This window comes from Terrabacter sp. Root181, from assembly GCF_001428505.1.
Classification (GTDB): Bacteria; Actinomycetota; Actinomycetes; order Actinomycetales; family Dermatophilaceae; genus Terrabacter.
In genome coordinates, this window is record NZ_LMHU01000008.1 from 194,842 (window position 1) to 212,719 (window position 17,878).

The 17,878-nt window shown below is 71.7% G+C and carries 16 protein-coding genes; 2 read left to right on the forward strand and 14 right to left on the reverse strand.

The window, feature by feature from the left end; all coding sequences use genetic code 11:
* Window positions 1–5 precede the first annotated feature (5 nt).
* The gene (locus tag ASD90_RS17245) at window positions 6–224 is read right to left on the reverse strand and encodes a hypothetical protein (protein WP_056759309.1); all 219 of its coding nucleotides are present in this window, start codon (window positions 222–224) and stop codon (window positions 6–8) included.
* A 75-nt stretch (window positions 225–299) separates the two neighbouring features.
* Window positions 300–929: a DUF402 domain-containing protein gene (locus ASD90_RS17250; protein WP_157623220.1), complete on the reverse strand. Its 630-nt coding sequence runs from the start codon at window positions 927–929 to the stop codon at window positions 300–302.
* 97 nt (window positions 930–1,026) lie between these two features.
* Here ASD90_RS17250 and ASD90_RS17255 point away from each other — a divergent pair, with 97 nt between their 5' ends.
* Window positions 1,027–2,175, forward strand: coding sequence for a glycosyltransferase family 2 protein (locus tag ASD90_RS17255; RefSeq protein WP_056759312.1), 1,149 nt, complete (start codon window positions 1,027–1,029; stop codon window positions 2,173–2,175).
* Here the strand turns inward: ASD90_RS17255 and ASD90_RS17260 are convergent.
* Together ASD90_RS17260 and ASD90_RS17265 are read right to left on the reverse strand one after the other, a co-directional pair.
* Window positions 2,160–2,855: a bifunctional 2-polyprenyl-6-hydroxyphenol methylase/3-demethylubiquinol 3-O-methyltransferase UbiG gene (locus ASD90_RS17260; protein WP_056759314.1), complete on the reverse strand. Its 696-nt coding sequence runs from the start codon at window positions 2,853–2,855 to the stop codon at window positions 2,160–2,162. The genes ASD90_RS17255 and ASD90_RS17260 overlap by 16 nt on opposite strands.
* A gap of 46 nt (window positions 2,856–2,901) precedes the next feature.
* Complete coding sequence (locus tag ASD90_RS17265; RefSeq protein WP_056759316.1) at window positions 2,902–4,185, reverse strand: glutamate-5-semialdehyde dehydrogenase; 1,284 nt, start codon at window positions 4,183–4,185, stop codon at window positions 2,902–2,904.
* 136 nt (window positions 4,186–4,321) lie between these two features.
* On the opposite strand from ASD90_RS17265, the gene proB reads away from it, so the two are divergent.
* Window positions 4,322–5,434 carry a glutamate 5-kinase gene (proB, locus tag ASD90_RS17270; RefSeq protein WP_056759319.1) on the forward strand — a complete coding sequence of 371 codons (1,113 nt, stop codon included), beginning with the start codon at window positions 4,322–4,324 and terminating at the stop codon, window positions 5,432–5,434.
* 181 nt (window positions 5,435–5,615) lie between these two features.
* Here the strand turns inward: proB and ASD90_RS17275 are convergent, their stop codons facing one another.
* From ASD90_RS17275 to ASD90_RS17320, 10 genes are all read right to left on the reverse strand, one after another.
* Window positions 5,616–7,262, reverse strand: coding sequence for a cation acetate symporter (locus ASD90_RS17275; RefSeq protein ID WP_056759321.1), 1,647 nt, complete (start codon window positions 7,260–7,262; stop codon window positions 5,616–5,618).
* Window positions 7,259–7,546, reverse strand: coding sequence for a DUF485 domain-containing protein (locus ASD90_RS17280; RefSeq protein ID WP_200958647.1), 288 nt, complete (start codon window positions 7,544–7,546; stop codon window positions 7,259–7,261). Before ASD90_RS17280 ends, ASD90_RS17275 begins: the two co-directional genes overlap by 4 nt.
* 276 nt (window positions 7,547–7,822) lie before the next feature.
* Entirely contained in the window at window positions 7,823–9,454 is a 1,632-nt protein-coding gene (locus ASD90_RS17285) for a cation acetate symporter (RefSeq protein WP_056759326.1), read from the reverse strand.
* A 16-nt stretch (window positions 9,455–9,470) separates the two neighbouring features.
* Complete coding sequence (locus ASD90_RS17290) at window positions 9,471–9,878, reverse strand: hypothetical protein (RefSeq protein ID WP_056759328.1); 408 nt, start codon at window positions 9,876–9,878, stop codon at window positions 9,471–9,473.
* On the reverse strand, window positions 9,875–10,648 hold the full coding sequence (locus tag ASD90_RS17295; protein WP_056759330.1) for a LytTR family DNA-binding domain-containing protein: 774 nt from the start codon (window positions 10,646–10,648) through the stop codon (window positions 9,875–9,877). Before ASD90_RS17295 ends, ASD90_RS17290 begins: the two co-directional genes overlap by 4 nt.
* Window positions 10,645–11,769, reverse strand: coding sequence for a sensor histidine kinase (locus tag ASD90_RS17300; RefSeq protein ID WP_056759621.1), 1,125 nt, complete (start codon window positions 11,767–11,769; stop codon window positions 10,645–10,647). The genes ASD90_RS17295 and ASD90_RS17300 overlap by 4 nt, the downstream gene beginning before the upstream one ends.
* Window positions 11,770–11,979: 210 nt before the next feature.
* Window positions 11,980–13,512 (reverse strand): GTPase ObgE, encoded by a 1,533-nt coding sequence (gene obgE, locus ASD90_RS17305; RefSeq protein WP_056759331.1) that lies wholly within the window; start codon window positions 13,510–13,512, stop codon window positions 11,980–11,982.
* A gap of 187 nt (window positions 13,513–13,699) precedes the next feature.
* Complete coding sequence (gene rpmA / locus ASD90_RS17310) at window positions 13,700–13,969, reverse strand: 50S ribosomal protein L27 (RefSeq protein ID WP_020144532.1); 270 nt, start codon at window positions 13,967–13,969, stop codon at window positions 13,700–13,702.
* Window positions 13,970–14,008: 39 nt separating this feature from the next.
* The gene (rplU, locus tag ASD90_RS17315; RefSeq protein ID WP_028785644.1) at window positions 14,009–14,317 is read right to left on the reverse strand and encodes a 50S ribosomal protein L21; all 309 of its coding nucleotides are present in this window, start codon (window positions 14,315–14,317) and stop codon (window positions 14,009–14,011) included.
* A 125-nt stretch (window positions 14,318–14,442) separates the two neighbouring features.
* The gene (locus ASD90_RS17320) at window positions 14,443–17,733 is read right to left on the reverse strand and encodes an Rne/Rng family ribonuclease (RefSeq protein WP_056759623.1); all 3,291 of its coding nucleotides are present in this window, start codon (window positions 17,731–17,733) and stop codon (window positions 14,443–14,445) included.
* Between the last annotated feature and the right edge of the window lie 145 nt (window positions 17,734–17,878).

Consider the following 17,878-nt stretch of genomic DNA (forward strand, 5'->3'; position numbering starts at 1 on the left):
CATGGTCAGTGGTGGGCCCCGTCGGATCCGCTCGTGCTGCCGTGCGTGCCCTCGCCGCGCCGCCGCGGCTGCACCTTGTAGGCGGTGTTGCGGAAGCTCCACGTGATGCCGAGCGCCACGAGGAAGAGCGCGAAGGTGATGAAGAAGTAGGCGATCACCGGCATGGGAAGCTCGCGTGCGGCTTCCTCCCCCTCGGTGACGAGTGCGAGGACACGATCAGACATGCGCCCAGCCTAGCGCCCGCACGTCCCGGCCGACGCAGCGCGTGCCCGCCCGATGGCGTATGCCGTCGAGCGGGGTCACCGCCCGACGGCTCCCTCGGCGCCGTCGGGCGCCGGCTCCTCCGCTTCGGCGCGCCGCAGCCACGCGTGGCCCACGGTCGCGAACGGCTCGTCGCCGCCGGCCACGTCCGCGAGGACGAGGTCGCGCCAGCGCTCCGCGAGCGCGACCACCTCGGCCGGGTAGCCGAGCTGCACCCGGTGCTCGGCGAACTCGTCCTCGTCGTCGACGTAGAGGTGTCCGTCGCGGGTCAGCACGACGTCGAGGTCGAGGTCGACCATCGTGACCTCCCATTCGGGGCCCCCGTCGCCGGTGTCGCGCCGCTGCCAGACCGGCTCGGTCGTCATGTCGACGTAGATGCTGATCTCGCGGTGGGCCGGGTAGAAGCCCACGGCATACGCCCCCTCGTGCGGCACGAGCGAGACCCAGCCGCTGGCCTCGACGAACTCGACGCCGGGGCGGGCGCACCGCGTGCCGACCGGCGCGTACCACCAGTGACCGTGCTCGTCGGACCCGAGGTAGCGCCCGTCCCACTCCCAGTGGCGGCCCCCGCCCCACTTGGTGAAGCGACCCGCGACCGGCGTGCCCGGCGCGAGGCCACCCGGCGGCATACCTCGGCGGGGCGGGTGGTCGTCGGCGTCGGAGGTCACGACGGCACGCTACCGGCGGTGCGGCGGACGTGCCGGGTACAGCACGCCCACAGCGAGGTGACAGGCGCAGCCCATCGGCGGCCGTACCCTAGAACCCATGGTTCCCGAGTTGTCCGTGGTCATTCCGATGTACAACGAGGAGGAGGTGCTCCCCCTTCTCGTGGAGCGGCTCCGACCGCTCCTCGACGGCATGGGCACCACCTACGAGGTCGTCGCCGTCGACGACGGCAGCAAGGACCTGACGGCCGCCCTGCTCCAGCGCTACCACCGCGAGTGGACGCAGCTGCGCGTCGTGCGCCTGCGCGCCAACGCCGGCCACCAGGCCGCGATCTCCGCCGGCCTCGTCAGCGCCCTCGGCGACTACGTCGTCACGATCGACGCCGACCTGCAGGACCCGCCCGAGATCATCCCCCAGATGCTCGCGGCCGCGAAAGACGACGGCGTCGACGTCGTCTACGGCGTGCGCAGCGACCGCTCCACCGACACGTGGTTCAAGCGCGCCTCGGCGCAGGCGTTCTACAAGCTCATCGGCCTGATGTCGCAGACCTCGGCGCACGCCGACGCCGGCGACTACCGCCTCATGTCACGGGCCACCGTCGATGCCATCAACAGCCTCCCCGAGCACAACCGCGTCCTGCGGTTCATCGTGCCGGCCCTCAACTTCCCCTCCGACACGGTCGAGTACAAACGCGAGGAGCGGGCCGCCGGCGACTCGAAGTACCCGCTGCTCAAGATGATCAAGCTCTCGCTCGACTCGCTGACGGGCTTCTCGACGGCGCCGCTGCGGCTCGCGACGTTCGCCGGGTTCGGCGGCGCGGTGCTCGCGGTGCTCCTCGTGCTCTACACGCTCATCTCCCGGTCGCAGGGCCACACCGTGGCGGGCTGGACCTCGACCGTCGCGATCGTCGCGGGCGTCGGGGCCGTGCAGCTCGTCTGCGTCGGCATCCTCGGCGAGTACATCGGCCGGATGTACGGCCACATGCAGGGGCGCCCGACCTACTTCATCGCCTACGACTCCATGACCACCGACACCGGGACGCACGGCCCGACCGACACGCCGCTGCCGGCCCAGCCGAGCGAGGCGAACATCGTCACGACGCCCGAGGAGACCGACCTGCCGGAGGCCGCTGGGGTCCCGAACGGGCCGGAGGGGCTCGACGGGCTCGACGGGACGTCACCGGGCCCCGCGGCCGATGGCGCCCCGGTGGCCGACGCCCGGCCGGAGAGCAGTCAGCTGCGTGGCTGAGCCCGCACGAGCAGGCTGACGCCGGGCAGGCCGCCCACGGGCAGGTAGCGCTCGGCCGTGATGATCGTGCGCAGCCCGAAGTTGACGACCGGGTGGAGGTTCTCGAGGTCCGAGCCCGAGCTCGTCCGACGTCGCATCGCCACGACCGGCCGCAGGAGCACGTTCCAGGAGCGCACGTCGGTCACGTCGAAGCCGCCACGGTCGAGCAGCTCGAGCAGTCCCTCACGGGTGTAGCGGCGCACGTGGTCGACGGCTTCGTCGTGCTCGGACCACAGCCTCGGGTCGGCCGGCACGGCCACGAGGTAGGTGCCGGTCGGCTTGAGCACGCGATGCACCTCGGCGACCGCCGCGTCGTCGTCCTCGAGGTGCTCGAGCAGGTCGAAGGCCATGACGAGGTCGAGCGAGCCGTCGGCGAAGGGCAGCCGGGTCGCGTCGCCGCGCAGCGTCGCGAGCCCGCGTCCGTGCGCGACCTCGGCACCGTCCGAGCCGTACTCGAGCGCGACGGCATCCCATCCGTGCTCGCGCAGGACACGGGTGTTGCCTCCGCCCGCAGCGCCGATGTCGAGGGCACGGCCGGGCACCAGACCCGCGATGGCCTTGCCCAGGAGGTGACGCCGCTCGCGGTACCACCAGTGGTCGTCCTCCAGCTCAGCAAGCTTGCGGACCTCGGTGCCTTCCATGGTCGGACATCATGCCACCCGGGGTGCCCGGGTGCGTCAGCGCCCGTCAGCGGGTGTGGCCGTCGCCCTCGACGATCCACTTCGTCGTCGTGAGCTCGGGCAGGGCCATCGGCCCGCGCGCGTGCAGCTTCTGGGTCGAGATGCCGATCTCGGCGCCGAAGCCGAACTCGCCACCGTCGGTGAAACGGGTACTCGCGTTGACCATGACGGCAGCCGCGTCGACCTCAGCGGTGAAGCGACGGGCTGCTGCTCGGTCCTCGGTGACGATCGCCTCGGTGTGCCCGGTGCCGAAGCGCCGGATCCGGTCCATGGCCTCGTCGAGGTCGTCGACGACGGCCACGCTCATCTCGAGTCCGTGCCACTCCGTCCCGAAGTCCGCCTCGCTCGCGAGGTCGTATGCCGCCCCGGCCGCCTCGGCGTACCCGGTGACCTCCGGAGCCACGTGCAGTCGCACACCGGCGCCCGCGAGGTCGGTGAGCGCCTTGGGCAGGAAGTCGGCGGCGACGTCGCGGTGGACGAGCAGCGACTCGGCGGCGTTGCAGACGCTGGGCCGGTGCGTCTTGGCGTTGAGGGTGATGGCCTGGGCCTTGTCGAGGTCGGCGGCGCGGTCGACGTAGACGTGGCAGACCCCGACGCCGGTCTCGATGACGGGGACGGTCGACTCGCGGACGACGGTCTGGATGAGGTCGGCTCCACCGCGCGGGATGACGAGGTCGACGTGGCCGCGGGCGGTCATGAGGGCCCGGGCGGCGTCGCGCCCACCCTCCTCGAGCAGCGTGATGGCGTCCACCGGGAGGCCCTGCGCGGCCAGGGAGCCACGCATCGCCTCGACGAGCGCGTGGTTGCTGCTCGCGGCCGCCGACCCGCCGCGCAGGAGCACGGCGTTGCCGGACTTGAGGGCGAGGCCCGCGGCGTCGACGGTGACGTTGGGCCGCGCCTCGTAGATCATCCCGATGACACCCATCGGCACCCGCACCTGCCGGATCTGCAGGCCGTTGGCGAGGGTCGAGCCGCGCACGATCTCACCGACGGGGTCGGGCAGGGACGCGACGTCGCGCAGAGCCTGGGCGACGGCCGCCACCCGTGCCGCGTCGAGGCGGAGCCGGTCCTGCAGGCTCTCGCTCATGCCGCTCGCGCGACCGCGCTCGATGTCGTCGGCGTTCGCCTCGATGACCGTCGGCGAGGCCGCGTCCACGGCGTCGGCGAGCAGCAGCAGGGCTGCGTCCTTCTCGGCTCGCGACATCAGGGCGAGCCGACGCGACGCGGTGCGCGCGCGCTGGGCCAGTGCCGTGACGTGCTCGACGACGGCGGGGTCGATCTCGTGGGACATGCCTCCAGCGTAGGTCGTCCTGCCCGCGCCCGGCCGACGGTTCCCGGGGGCTGGACCGTGCGACCGCCACGACCGGTCGGGGGCAGCGACTCGGACGGCTCTGCGGGCGCAGTGGCCCGTCACTAGAGTTCGACGTGTGTCGCCCCACTCCGTCATCAGCACCGCCCGACGGCTCGTCGTCAAGGTCGGCTCGAGCTCGCTGACGGGCGTCGACGGCGGCATCGACCGCGGTCGCCTCGTCGCGCTGGCCAACGCCCTGGCGCGCAAGCACCTCGACGGCACCCAGATCGTCCTCGTCAGCTCCGGCGCCATCGCGGCCGGCATCCACCCGCTCGGGCTGGCCGCCCGCCCCCGCGACCTCGCGACCCAGCAGGCGGCGGCCTCGGTCGGCCAGGGCGCCCTGCTCGCCGCCTACACCCAGGCGTTCGCCGGGCACGACATCACCGTCGGTCAGGTGCTGCTCACCGCCGACGATGTCACCCGGCGCACGCACTACGCGAACGCCCGCCGCACCCTCGAGCGGCTGCTCGACCTCGGCGTGCTGCCCATCGTCAACGAGAACGACACCGTCGCCACGAGCGAGATCCGGTTCGGCGACAACGACCGGCTCGCCGCCCTCGTGGCCCACCTCATCGACGCCGACGCCCTCGTGCTCCTCTCCGACGTCGACGCCCTCTACGACGGACCGCCGAGCCGGCCCGGGGCGCAGCGGATCCCCGTCGTCCGGGGCCCCCAGGACCTCGTCGACGTCGAGATCGGCGGCACCGGCTCGAAGGTCGGGACGGGCGGCATGACGACGAAGATCGAGGCGGCCCGCATCGCGACCGCCGCCGGCGTCGTCACCACGGTGACGGCCGCGGACCGTGTCGTCCAGGTGCTCGCCGGCGAGGACGTCGGCACGGTGTTCCTCCCCATCGGGGTCCGCGGCCGGTCGCGACGCCTGTGGCTCGAGCACGCGACGACGGCCCGGGGTCGGCTCATCATCGACGACGGCGCCGTCACCGCGCTCGTCCATCGCAAGAAGTCGCTGCTCCCTGCCGGCATCACGGCCGTCGAGGGCACCTTCCACGACGGCGACCCCGTCGACGTGTGCTCCCCCGACGGCACCGCTATAGCCCGTGGCCTCGTCAACTACAGCTCCGCCGAGCTGCCGAGCCTGCTCGGCCGCTCGACGAGAGAGCTGGCCCAGGACCTCGGCCCGGAGTACGAGCGCGAGGTCATCCACCGCGACGACCTCGTCGTCCTCTGAACGACACCTCGTCCGCCGGCGGCCGGTTCAGCAGCCCCCGGCGAGGGAGCGGCTGACGGCATACCTCCGACCACCCGTCCACCGACGGTGCCGGCCCGCGCCCGGACGTGCGGGTGGCCGCGCAGACCCCTGGGGTGCGCGGCCACTCGCCGTCCACGTCAGCTCACGTGGCTTGGGTGCCTCAGTGGTGGGTCGCCACCTCGGCGCCGTGACCGGTGAGCGAGCGCACCTCCATCTCGGCGTACTTCGCGGCGTTGTACTCGCGGCTCGTGACCGTGCCGATGTAGCCGAGCACGAAGCCGAGCGGGATCGAGATGATGCCGGGGTTGTCGAGCGGGAACCAGTGGAAGTCGACTCCCTGGAGCATCGACGGGCTCTTGCCCGTGACGGGGTCGACCGGCTTGCCCGAGACCACCGGGCTGAAGATGATCAGCGTGATCGCACTGATCAGGCCGCCGTAGATGCTCCACAGCGCGCCGCGGGTGTTGAACCGCTTCCAGAAGAGCGAGTAGAGGATCGTCGGCAGGTTGGCGCTCGCCGCGATGGCGAAGGCCAGCGCCACGAGGAACGCGATGTTCTGGCCCAGGGCGAAGATGCCACCGATGATGGCGATGGCGCCGAGGACCAGTGCCGCGATGCGGGCGACCTTGACCTCCTCCTCCGGCGTCGCCTTCCCCTTCTTGACGACCGTGTTGTAGATGTCGTGCGAGAGGGAGGCGCTCGCGGTGATCGTCAGACCGGCGACGACCGCGAGGATCGTCGCGAAGGCGACCGCCGAGATGATGCCGAGCAGGACCTCGCCGCCGAGCTCGAAGGCGAGCAGCGGGGCCGCGGAGTTGACGCCGCCCGGCGCGGCCTTGATGGCAGCGGCACCGACGAGGTCGGCTGCGCCGAACCCGAGGATGAGGGTGAAGATGTAGAAGATGCCGATGAGCCAGATGGCCCAGACGACGGAGCGACGGGCCTCGCGTGAGGTCGGCACCGTGTAGAAGCGCATGAGGACGTGCGGCAGGCCGGCCGTGCCGAGGACGAGCGCCATCGACAGGGAGATGAAGTCGACGGGGTTCTTGTACTGCAGACCCGGCTGGAGCAGGTCCTTGCCCCCGGCCGCCTGCGACGTGGCCGTCGCCTCGCCGAGCAGGTTCGACAGGCTGAGGCCGAACTTGGCCAGGACCCAGAAGGTCATGATCGCCGCGCCGATGATGAGCAGCACGGCCTTGATGATCTGCACCCAGGTCGTGCCCTTCATGCCGCCGAAGATGACGTAGAAGATCATGAGGATGCCGACGACCACGATGACGAGCCGCTGACCGACCGCCCCTTCGATGCCGAGCAGGAGGGCCACGAGGCCACCGGCTCCCGCCATCTGGGCGAGCAGGTAGAAGAACGACACGACGAGCGTCGAGATGGCCGCGGCGATGCGGACGGGACGCTGGCGCAGCCGGAAACTGAGCACGTCGGCCATCGTGTACTTGCCGACGTTGCGCAGCAGCTCGGCGACGAGCAGCAGGGCCACGAGCCAGGCCACGAGGAAGCCGATGGAGTAGAGGAAGCCGTCGTAGCCGTTGATGGCGATGGCGCCGGCGATGCCGAGGAACGAGGCCGCCGACAGGTAGTCACCGGCGATGGCGATGCCGTTCTGGCGGCCGGTGAACGCCCGGCCTCCGGCGTAGTACTCGGCAGCGCTGCGGTTGTTGCGCGACGCCCGGATGACGATCGCGAGGGTGACGACGACGAACAGCGCGAAGATGCCGATGTTGATCGCCGGGTTGCCGACCGTGGTCGCCGCGGGGACGAGGGACGGGGCCGAGGTGAGGAGCGCGCTCACTGCTTCACTCCCATCTTCTGGGCGAGGGCTTCGGCCTCGGGGTCGAAGACGCGGTCGGCCCAGCGGGCGTAGACCATCGTGATCGTGAAGGTGGAGACGAACTGGAGGAGGCCGAGGATCAGGCCCCACGTGATGTTGCCGAGCACCCGCGTCCCCATGAAGTCCTTCGCGAAGACGGACAGCAGGACGAAGAGGAAGTACCACGCGAGGAACAGCGCGGTCAGCGGGAACACGAACTTGCGGAACTTGCTGCGCAGCTGGGCGAACTCGGGTGAGTTCTGCATGGTGACGTTGGGATCGTCCACCACGCGCTCTGGAGCCTCTTTGCTCACTGGGGCCACCTCCGGGGCGGTTGGGTCGTGCCTGGGGTCCTGGCGGTCAGCGCGGTCCTGCTGCCGCCGACGCTCCCCGGACGGTTCCGTGGGTGAGTCGACGCCCCTGTCGCTCCGCACTGCCGGCACATGGCCGGCGACTGCCAAGGTAGGAGCCCACGTGACGCTCCGGCAGGCGTAGCGAGGCCGGCATCGCCCAGTGGCGCCGACGGCTCGCCGTGCGTGGGATCAGCCGCGACGAGCGGTCGTCCCGGGGCGACGAGCGGTCTCCCCCGCGCGGTCGTATGCCGGGTGCTGCGTCCCGTCGGCCGTGACCTCCGCGGACGGCGGGCGGCGGTACCAGCGCTCGGGGTGGAACGAGCCACGGTTGAGGTCGATGTGCTCGGGGGCGTGCAGCCGGACCATCGTCTGCGCGACGTGCTCGGGGGCACGCGACCGGGTGGCGAGCGACACGAGCACCATCGTCGCGAACGCGAGCGGCACGCTCACGGCGGCCGGCTGCGTCAGGACGACGCCGAACCAGCCGCCCGCGGCGATGCCGAAGATCGTCGTGACGACGGCCCCCATCGACAGCCCACCGCCGACGACCATGCCGGCGATCGCCCCACGCGACGTCAGCCCACGCCACCAGATCCCGAGGAGCAGCATCGGGCAGAACGTCGAGGCTGCGACGGCGAAGGTCAGCTCGACCGCGTGCGCCACGGGTACGCCTGCCGAGACGACCGTGAGCAGGAGCGCACCGGCCACGACGGCGACCGTCGTCAGGCGGAAGGTGCGAATGCCCTGACGGTGACCGGCGCCCCATCGCACGAGGTCCTGGCTGACGACCCCGGCGACCGACACGACGAGGCCGGTCGAGGTCGACAGGAACGCCGCGAAGGCACCTGCCGCGAGCACGGCGGTGAGTCCCTCGGCGACCGGGCCGTCGAAGAGCCGGCTCGGCAGCTCGAGAACGACCGAGTCCGCCCGCCCGGCGGCGACGAGGTCGGAGGCGACGTAGCGCCCGATGACGCCGTAGACGACGGGCAGCAGGTAGAAGGCGGAGAGCAGCACGAGGACCGAGAGCGTCGTCCGGCGCGCGGCCCGACCGTCGGGGTTGGTGTAGAAGCGGACCACGACGTGGGGCAGTCCCATGGTCCCGAAGAAGGTGGCCAGGACGAGGGAGTAGGTCAGGTAGAGCGCGTGGTCACCCTGCAGCGGCTCGACCCAGTCCCGCACGAACACCGCGCCGACGTCTGGGTCGCCGGTGCGATCGCCGACGGCGCCGAGGAGGAGGAAGAGCGGCGTCAGCAGGGCGAGCAGCTTGAGCCAGTAGTGGAAGGCCTGCACGAGCGTGACGCTCCGCATGCCTCCGGGGAGCACGTTGAGGCAGACGACGACCGCGACGGCGAGCTGCCCCACCCAGGACGGTGCACCGGTCAGGGTGCGCAGCGTCAGGCCCGCGCCCTGGAACTGAGGGATGAGGTAGAGCAGGCCGATCGCGACGACGAGCAGGCTCGACACGCGGCGGGCCACGACGGACTCGAGGCGCAGCTGGGCGAAGTCGGGCAGCGTGTAGGCCCCCGACCGACGCAGCGGCGCCGCGACGAAGACGAGCAGCAGGAGGTAGCCCGCGGTCCAGCCGATCGGCAGCCACAGCATGTCGACACCGCGAGCCAGGATGAGTCCCGCGACCCCGAGGAACGATGCGGCAGAGAGGTACTCGCCGCTGATGGCCGACGCGTTGAGCACCGGGCTGACCCCGCGCGAGGCGACGTAGAAGTCGCTCATGGTCCGCGAGAGGCGCAGCCCGAAGGCGCCGACGACGAGCGACGCGATCGACACGAGGATGACGGCGACGATGCTCGCGGAGTTGTTCACCGGCGGCCCACCCGGCTCATCGACCGTCGAGCAGGTCGCTGAAGGTGTCCTCGTTGCGCTCGGACCGCCGCACGTAGAACCAACCGAGGCCGATGATCTCGGCGAACGCGACGACCGTGAGCAGCATCCACGGCAGGGGCGCCCCGAGCACGTGGACGTCCGAGATGCCCGGCACGGCCGTGAAGAGCAGCGGCAGGAGCCCCAGCGTCGATGCGAGCACGAGGAGCACGCCGAGCGCCAGTCGCAGCTGGCTGCGCATGAGCGAGGTGATGTAGACCTCGCCGAGCCGGGTCTGCTCGTCGATCTCGGAGGCGATCGAGACGTTCCGGGTCCGCGCGGCGGAGGTCCGGGGGCTCGTGACCCGCACCCGGGAGCGAGCCGGCTCGGGGCTCGCCGGTGGAGTCGGGGGCGTGGGCGGCGTCATGACCCGGCGCGTCCGAGGGGCTGGGCACGTCGGACGAGCAGGTCGCGCAGCGCCCGGGTGTGGCGGCGGCTCACGACGAGCTCGTGCCCTCCGACGACGACCGTCGTCCGGCCACCCTCGGTGCGCCACTCGGTGATGTGGCCGAGCGCGACGAGCGAGGACCGGTGGATCCGCACGAACCCCGCCTCACGCCACTGGTCGGCCAGGGTCGTCAGGGGGACGCGCACGAGGTGGCTCTCGCTCGCCGTGTGGAGCCGGGCGTAGTCGCCCTGGGCCTCGACGTAGAGCACGTCGGAGCGCGGCACGAGCCGGCTCACCCCCGCGAGCTCGACGACGATGGTCTCGTCGGCCGAGGACGTGACCGGCTCGCGCCCGTGGATCTGTCGGACGACACGGCGCACGGCCTGGTCGAGCCGCTCGTCACGCACCGGCTTGAGGACGTAGTCGACGACGTTGAGCTCGAAGGCGTCGACGGCGTGCTGCTCGTGGGCGGTGACGAAGACGATGGGTGTCTGGGTCGAGAAGCGCGAGAGCACGCGTGCGAGGTCGAGCCCGCTGAGTCCCGGCATCTGCACGTCCATGAAGATCGCGTCGACCTGCTCCTCGTGGAGCACGCGCAGCGCCGCCTCCCCCGAACCGGCCGGGACGACCTGCCGCACGCACTCGTGCCGTCCGAGCATCCAGGTGAGCTCGTCGAGGGCGGGCGCCTCGTCGTCGACGGCCAGGACACGCAGGAGCGGCGCGGACTCGGTGCCCGGTGTGCCGGTCACACGTGCACCCCCGGCCGGAACTTCGGCAGCCGCACGACGACCTTCGTGCCGGCGCCCGGCGCAGTCTCGACGACGAGGCCGTAGTCGTCGCCGAAGGCGGTGCGCAGGCGCTCGTCGACGTTGGCCAGACCCACGGAGTCGCTGCCCGGGTCGCCGGCGAGCACCCGGCGCACCCGTTCGGGGTCCTCGCCGACACCGTTGTCCTCGATCGTCACGACGCACTCGTGGTCGGCGTCCTGGGCCAGGATGCTGATCTCCCCGCTGCCCTCTCGACCCTCGATGCCGTGCTGCACGGCGTTCTCGACGAGGGGCTGGAGGCACAGGAAAGGCACGACGACGGGCAGCACTTCGGGCGCGACACGGACCGTCACCGTGAGGCGGTCGCCGAAGCGGGCCTTCTCGATGACGAGGTAGGCCTCGATGGACCGCAGCTCCTCGGCGAGCGTCGTGAACTCGCCGTGCCGACGGAAGGAGTAGCGGGTGAACTCGGCGAGGTCGACGAGCAGCTCTCGGGCGCGCTCGGGGTCGGTGCGCGTGAACGACGCGATGGCTGTCAGCGAGTTGTAGATGAAGTGCGGGCTGATCTGCGCACGCAGGGCCCGCACCTCGGCCTCCATGAGGCGCGTGCGTGAGGCGTCCAGCTCGGCCAGCTCGAGCTGGCCGGAGACCCAGCGCGCCACCTCGTTCGTCGCGCGGACGAGTCCCGCTGAGGCGCGGCCGGTGAACACCTGGAGCGTCCCGACGACCTTCTCGTCGACGTCGAGCGGGGCGACGATGGCCTGGCGCACGATGCACGAGGGCTCGGCGCACGCGACGTCCGCGCCGTCGACGACGGTCGTGCGTCCGTGGCCGAGCGTGCCGGCCGAGATGACGGCGGGCTGGTGGGCATGGTGCGAGCGACCGCCCTCCCACGCGAGCAGGCCGCTCGTGTCTGTCATCGCCACGGCCGGCGCCCCGAGGAGCGAGCGCAGGTGCCTGAGCGAGCGCTCGGCGGCCGCGGGTGTCAGGCCCATCCGCAGCGGCGGCGACGCGAGCAGCGCCGTGTGCAGGGTGCGGTACGTCGCGCGGTCGGCCTCGGTGCCGAGGTGACCGCGACGCAGCAGCGCGCCCCACGAGCTCATGCCGACACTGTAGGCGGTCACCCCTCGCGGGGGGCGCGGTCCTCGTGGACCTCGGGACCAACCCCAGCCCCCCGGCACAACACACCGTGCAGGTCGCAACTCACCGAGATCGGATTCCGTTGCGTTGTGACCTATTCGGTGTGTTGCCTTCGGTGTGTTGCCTTCGGTGTGTTGCCTTCGGTGTGTTGCCGCAGGAGGGGTACGGACGACTCAGTCGTCGTCGTCCTCGTCGGCGGCGACGTGCCACAGCCCGGAACGGCGCTCGGCCTCGAGCTCGTCCTGCGTGGCCGCGCGAGCCGCGTAGCGGTCCTTCTGCGCCTCGCGCTTCTCGTCACGCGTCGGTCGCGAGGACTCCGCCAGGCGAAGGTCGGTCCCGCGCGAGCCGAGCAGCTCGGCGCCGGCCTGCAGGGTCGGCTCCCAGTCGAAGACGACCGCGTCCTCGGCGGTGCCGATGACGACCGTGTCGCCGGCGACGGCGCCGACCTTGTAGAGCTCCTCCTCGACACCGAGGCGACCGAGGCGGTCGGCGAGGTAGCCGACGGCCTCGTCGTTGGAGAAGTCGGTCTGGCGCACCCAGCGGTACGGGCGCTCGCCGGCCACGCGGAAGATCGGCCCGTCGGGGCCGTTCTCCTTGACGATCGTGAAGCCCTTGTCGTCGACCGACTTGGGGCGCAGCACGACGCGCTTCGGGACGGCGGCCTCGGCCTCGATCTCGGCGCGGGCCGCGTCGACGTGCCGGGCCATCGCGAAGCTGAGCTCGCGCAGGCCCTGGTGAGCCACGGCCGAGACGATGAAGACCTCGATGCCGCGCGCCTCGAGGTCGGGCTTGACCATCTCGGCGAGCTCGCGCGCCTCAGGCACGTCGGCCTTGTTGAGCACGACGATGCGGGTGCGCTCGGAGAGCGGCTTGCCCCCGAGGTCGGCGTCGGGCACGTAGAGGGACAGCTCGTTCTCGATGACGTCGAGGTCGCTCATCGGGTCACGGCCCGGCTCGAGGGTCGCGCAGTCGATGACGTGGACGAGCACCGAGCATCGCTCGACGTGACGCAGGAACTCGAGGCCGAGGCCCTTGCCCTCGTGGGCGCCCGGGATGAGCCCGGGCACGTCGGCGACCGTGAAGCGGGCCGAGCCCGCGGTGACGACGCCGAGGTTGGGCACGAGGGTCGTGAAGGGGTAGTCGGCGATCTTCGGCCTGGCCGCCGACAGCACCGAGACGAGCGAGGACTTGCCGGCGCTCGGGAAGCCGATGAGCGCGACGTCGGCGAGCGTCTTGAGCTCGAGCACGACGTCGACCTCCTCGCCGGGCTCGCCGAGGAGCGCGAAGCCGGGGGCCTTGCGCCGGGCCGACGACAGCGCCTTGTTGCCGAGGCCGCCGCGGCCTCCGCGCGCGATGACGTGCTCGGTGCCCATGCCGACGAGGTCCATGACGATCCGGCCGTCGGCGTCCTTGACGACCGTGCCCTCGGGCACCGCCAAGACGAGGTCGTCGCCGTCGGCGCCGTTCTTCTCGTCGCCGGCACCGGGCAGCCCGTTGACCGCCTTGCGGTGCGGGTGGCGGTGGTAGTCGAGCAGCGTCGTCGCCTGGGGGTCGACCCGCAGGATGACGGAGCCGCCGTGGCCGCCGTTGCCGCCGTCAGGCCCGCCGAGCGGCTTGAACTTCTCGCGCTTGACGGAGGCGACGCCGTGCCCGCCGGCGCCGGCGCTGAGGTGCAGCACGACGCGGTCGACGAAGGTCACTGCCATGGGGGTCACTCTTCCAGATCAGGGTGGGCGGACGGCATACACAGGTGGCTGGAGCTGGGGAGGTGGCACTCGCGAGCGTGCGAGCGACTGCCACCTCATTCCGGAATGCCGGGTGCCCGGGAAAGGCGGAAGGGCGGGCCACGCGGGCCCGCCCTTCCGGTACAAACTCAGTGGTGATCAGCTGTGATCACTCGGCAGCTGCGGTCTCGACCTGCTCGATGTTGACCGTCTTGCGGCCGCGCTTGGAGCCGAACTTCACGGCTCCGGCGACGAGGGCGAACAGCGTGTCGTCGCCACCGCGACCGACACCCTCGCCCGGGTGGAAGTGCGTGCCGCGCTGACGGACGAGGATCTCGCCCGCGTTGACCTTCTGGCCACCGAAACGCTTGACGCCGAGGAACTGTGCGTTCGAGTCGCGACCGTTGCGGGTCGAGGACGCACCCTTCTTGTGTGCCATGTCAGTCCTTCTCTCGTGAGTCTCTGGGTTCCGGGTGGATCACGCGTTGATGGCGGTGATCTTGACCTGGGTCAGCGGCTGACGGTGGCCCTGACGCTTGCGGTAGCCGGTCTTGTTCTTGTACTTCATGATGACGATCTTGGGGCCCTTGGCGGCCTTGACGACCTCGGCCTTCACCGACACCTTGGACAGCTTGTCGGCGTCGGACGTGACCGTGGTCCCGTCCACGAGGAGCAGCGGCGTGAGCTCGATGGCATCGCCGGGCTGACCCGTCACCTTGTCGACGAGCAGGACATCGCCCACCGACACCTTCTCCTGGCGACCGCCAGCGCGAACAATCGCGTACACAGTGAAACTCACTCTCTCATCAAGGGTTGGTATCGCCGCTTTCGGCACCGGCCCGTCAACACGGGCCCGGTGGGCGCACCAAGGACAAAGATTACCGGCTGGGAGGGCCCAGATCCAAACCGAGGTCAGGCCTCGCCGGTGGTGCCCGACCGGGGCGGGCCCGCCGGAGCGACGACGCGGCCGCGACGACGCCGGCCACGGGCGGCGGGCTGCACCTCGACGGCCGCCTCGACCGGGGCGGGGCCGCTGGTCTCGGCGCTGACCTCGGGCGGGGTGGGTGCCGCCTCGGCGGTTCCTGCGTCACCAGCGCCTCGGCCGCTGCCGGTCTCGTCGGTGACGTCGGACTCCAGCTCGACGTGGGCGCCGCCCTGGGTCGCCTGCTCGTCGCCGGGACCGACGTCGTGGGCGTCGTCACCCGACCACGGGCCCTCGTCCTCGGGGAAGCCGTGAGCGGCGCTGACCTCCGCGACCGCCTCGGCCGCCGCCTCGCCCACGGGCTGACCGGACGCGCTCTTGAGCGCGGCCGCGTGGGCCGCTGCCGCGATCTGCGCGGCGGTGGGGCCGTTGCCCTTGGACTCGGCGGGCGACGCCTGCTGGGCCTGCTGGGCCTGCTGACCGGACTGCTGCCCACCGTTGCCGTTGCCCTGTGTGCCGCCCTGGCTCGTGCCCTGGCCGCGGCCGCGACGGCGGCTGTTGCTGCTGCCGCTGCCGCCGCTCTCGCCCTGGCTCTGCTCGTGCTGGTGGGCACCCTTGTCGACGGGGTCGGTGTGGATGATGAAGCCGCGGCCGTTGCAGTGGTCGCACGTCTCGGAGAAGACCTCGATGAGGCCCGACCCGACGCGCTTGCGGGTCATCTGGACCAGGCCGAGCGAGGTGACCTCGGCCACCTGGTGCTTGGTGCGGTCACGACCGAGGCACTCGAGCAGGCGCCGCACGACGAGGTCGCGGTTGCTCTCGAGGACCATGTCGATGAAGTCGATGACGATGATGCCGCCGATGTCGCGCAGCCGGAGCTGGCGCACGATCTCCTCGGCCGCCTCGATGTTGTTCTTGGTGACGGTCTCCTCGAGGTTGCCACCGGAGCCGACGAACTTGCCGGTGTTGACGTCGACGACGGTCATCGCCTCGGTGCGGTCGATGACGAGGGAGCCACCGCTCGGCAGCCAGACCTTGCGGTCCATGGCCTTCGAGAGCTGCTCGTCGACGCGGTGGTGGGTGAAGAGGTCCTCTTCGGCCGTCCACTTCGTGACGCGGTCGGCGAGGTCGGGCGCGACCGAGGAGATGTAGGGGTGGATCTCGTTCCACGCCTGGTCGCCGGCGACGACGAGCTGCTTGAAGTCCTCGTTGAAGACGTCGCGGATGACGCGGACCGTGAGGTCCGGCTCGCCGTGCAGGAGCATCGGCGCCTGGCCGCCGGTCGCGGAGCCGACCGCGCCGTTCTTCTTCTTGCCCTTGCTCTTGCCCGCGCGGGGGATGGACGCCGCCTCGGCCTTGGCCTGGATGTCCTCCCACGTGCGCGTCAGGCGCTCGACGTCGGCGCGCAGCTCCTCCTCGCTCGCGCCCTCGGCCGCGGTGCGGACGATGACGCCGGCGGAGTCCGGCACGACGTCGCGCAGGATCTTCTTGAGGCGGGCGCGCTCGGTGTCGGGCAGCTTGCGGCTGATCCCGGTCATCGAGCTGTTGGGGACGTAGACGAGGTAGCGGCCCGGCAGCGAGATCTGCGAGGTGAGACGCGCGCCCTTGTGGCCGATGGGGTCCTTGGTGACCTGGACGAGCACCGTCTGGCCGGAGCCGAGGGCGTTCTCGATGCGCTTGGGCTGGTTGGCCTCGAGGCCGGCGGCGTCCCAGTTGACCTCGCCGGCGTAGAGCACGGCGTTGCGCCCCTTGCCGATGTCGACGAAGGCGGCCTCCATCGAGGGCAGGACGTTCTGGACGCGGCCGAGGTAGATGTTGCCGGCCATGGACACGTTCGTGGCCTGGTCGATGTAGTGCTCGACGAGGACGCCGTCCTCGAGCACGCCCATCTGGGTGCGCCCCTCCTTGTTGCGCACGACCATGACGCGGTCGACGGCCTCACGGCGGGCGAGGAACTCGGCCTCCGTGATGATCGTGCGGCGTCGCCCGGCCTCGCGGCCCTCGCGACGGCGCTGCTTCTTCGCCTCGAGGCGGGTCGAGCCCTTGACGGCCACCGGCTCGTCGCTCTGGGTGCGTGGCTGGCGCACCCGGGTCGAGACGTTGGGGGTGTCGTCACCGGAGTCCGGGGCGGAGCCCGCACGACGGCGACGACGGCGACGACGGCTCGAGCCGCCCTCGTCGTCGGAGTCGCCCTCGGAGTCGACCTCGGTGTCGTCGCCGGCGTCGTCCGCACCCTCGGCGGACCCACCGCGGGCGTCACCCGAGCCACGCGACTCGCGGGAGTCGTCGGCGTCGGCCGGCTGGTCCTGCGTGTCGTCGTCGTCGGTGGCCCGGCCACGACGGCCCTTGCCTCCGCGGCGGCGGCGCGACCGACGGGGGCTGCTCTCCTCGTCGGGCTGCTCGTCCGACTGCTCGTCCACGTCGGTCTGGTCCTCGGCAGCCACGCGGGCCTCGTCGTCCTCGACGTCGGGGGTCGGCTCCTCGGCCTCGGGCGGCGGGGTCCCGCGGCGACGGCGGGTCGGCACGGCCTGGCTGGCGTCGGGCGCCTGGAAGAGCACGCTGAAGCTGGGGACGACGACGCCCGGGCGAGCGTCGTCGGCGTCACCGTCGCCGGCCGCCGGGGCCTCGCCGGTGTCCTCGGTCTCGTCGAGGGCCTCGACGTCGATGAGGGCGGAGAGGTCGATCACCGAGGCGTCGGCCGGTGCGGCGGCCTCGGACGCTGCCGGTGCAGCGGTGTCGGTGTCCGTGTCAGTGAGCGCACCGGCGACGAGCTCCTCCACGGCGGCACTGGCCCGGTCGGCCTTGGCGCGCGACCCGCGCTTCGTGGCCCGGGCGGCCCTCGGAGCCTTCCGGGCCTGAGGCGCCTCGGGGGCCTCGGCGGGCGCGGCCGCGGTCTCGGGGGCCTCGGTCACGGTCTCGGTGGACTCGGCGGGCTGCGCCTTCTTGCGCGTGGCGCGCTTGCGGGCCGGGCGCTTGGCCTCGGTGGCCGGGGCGGGGTCCGTGGCGTCGCCGGTCGTGGTCTCGCCTGTGGCGAGGGCCTCGGGTGCCGCGACGTCGGACGTGCTCGCCGGCGCCTCGGTCGGGACCTCGGTCGGGATCTCGGCCGACGGCACGATCGTCGTGGCCTTCTTCGTCGTGCGGCGCGAGGCGCGGCGACGCGGTGCCGGAGCCTCAGCAGCCGGGGTGGCGTCGGCCTGCGAGGTCTCGTTGCCCTGCTGGCCGCCCTGCTCGGAGGGGAACAGCGTGGCGTCGTCGCCGGTGGTGGTGTCGTTGGGTGCCATCAGGCAGCCTCCCGTCAGGTGCGGTGCGACCCACACGCGGCCGGGGCCGTCGACACCGCACGAGTGCGGTTGCAGTCGTCGCGCCGCGTCTGCGACGGGACGGAAGTCGTCTCGCTACATCTGAAAACGGTTCGCGCTGGGCGCG

What these genes read in the sequence shown, in the direction of transcription:
- ASD90_RS17255 (WP_056759312.1), top strand. Translation starts at nt 1,027, where the DNA reads ATGGTTCCCGAGTTGTCCGTGGTCATTCCGATGTACAACGAGGAGGAG.
- ASD90_RS17260 (WP_056759314.1), bottom strand. Translation starts at nt 2,855, where the DNA reads ATGGAAGGCACCGAGGTCCGCAAGCTTGCTGAGCTGGAGGACGACCAC.
- ASD90_RS17245 (WP_056759309.1), bottom strand. Translation starts at nt 224, where the DNA reads ATGTCTGATCGTGTCCTCGCACTCGTCACCGAGGGGGAGGAAGCCGCA.
- ASD90_RS17300 (WP_056759621.1), bottom strand. Translation starts at nt 11,769, where the DNA reads ATGAGCTCGTGGGGCGCGCTGCTGCGTCGCGGTCACCTCGGCACCGAG.
- obgE (WP_056759331.1), bottom strand. Translation starts at nt 13,512, where the DNA reads ATGGCAGTGACCTTCGTCGACCGCGTCGTGCTGCACCTCAGCGCCGGC.
- ASD90_RS17320 (WP_056759623.1), bottom strand. Translation starts at nt 17,733, where the DNA reads ATGGCACCCAACGACACCACCACCGGCGACGACGCCACGCTGTTCCCC.
- ASD90_RS17290 (WP_056759328.1), bottom strand. Translation starts at nt 9,878, where the DNA reads ATGACGCCGCCCACGCCCCCGACTCCACCGGCGAGCCCCGAGCCGGCT.
- rpmA (WP_020144532.1), bottom strand. Translation starts at nt 13,969, where the DNA reads ATGGCACACAAGAAGGGTGCGTCCTCGACCCGCAACGGTCGCGACTCG.
- ASD90_RS17265 (WP_056759316.1), bottom strand. Translation starts at nt 4,185, where the DNA reads ATGTCCCACGAGATCGACCCCGCCGTCGTCGAGCACGTCACGGCACTG.
- ASD90_RS17280 (WP_200958647.1), bottom strand. Translation starts at nt 7,546, where the DNA reads ATGCAGAACTCACCCGAGTTCGCCCAGCTGCGCAGCAAGTTCCGCAAG.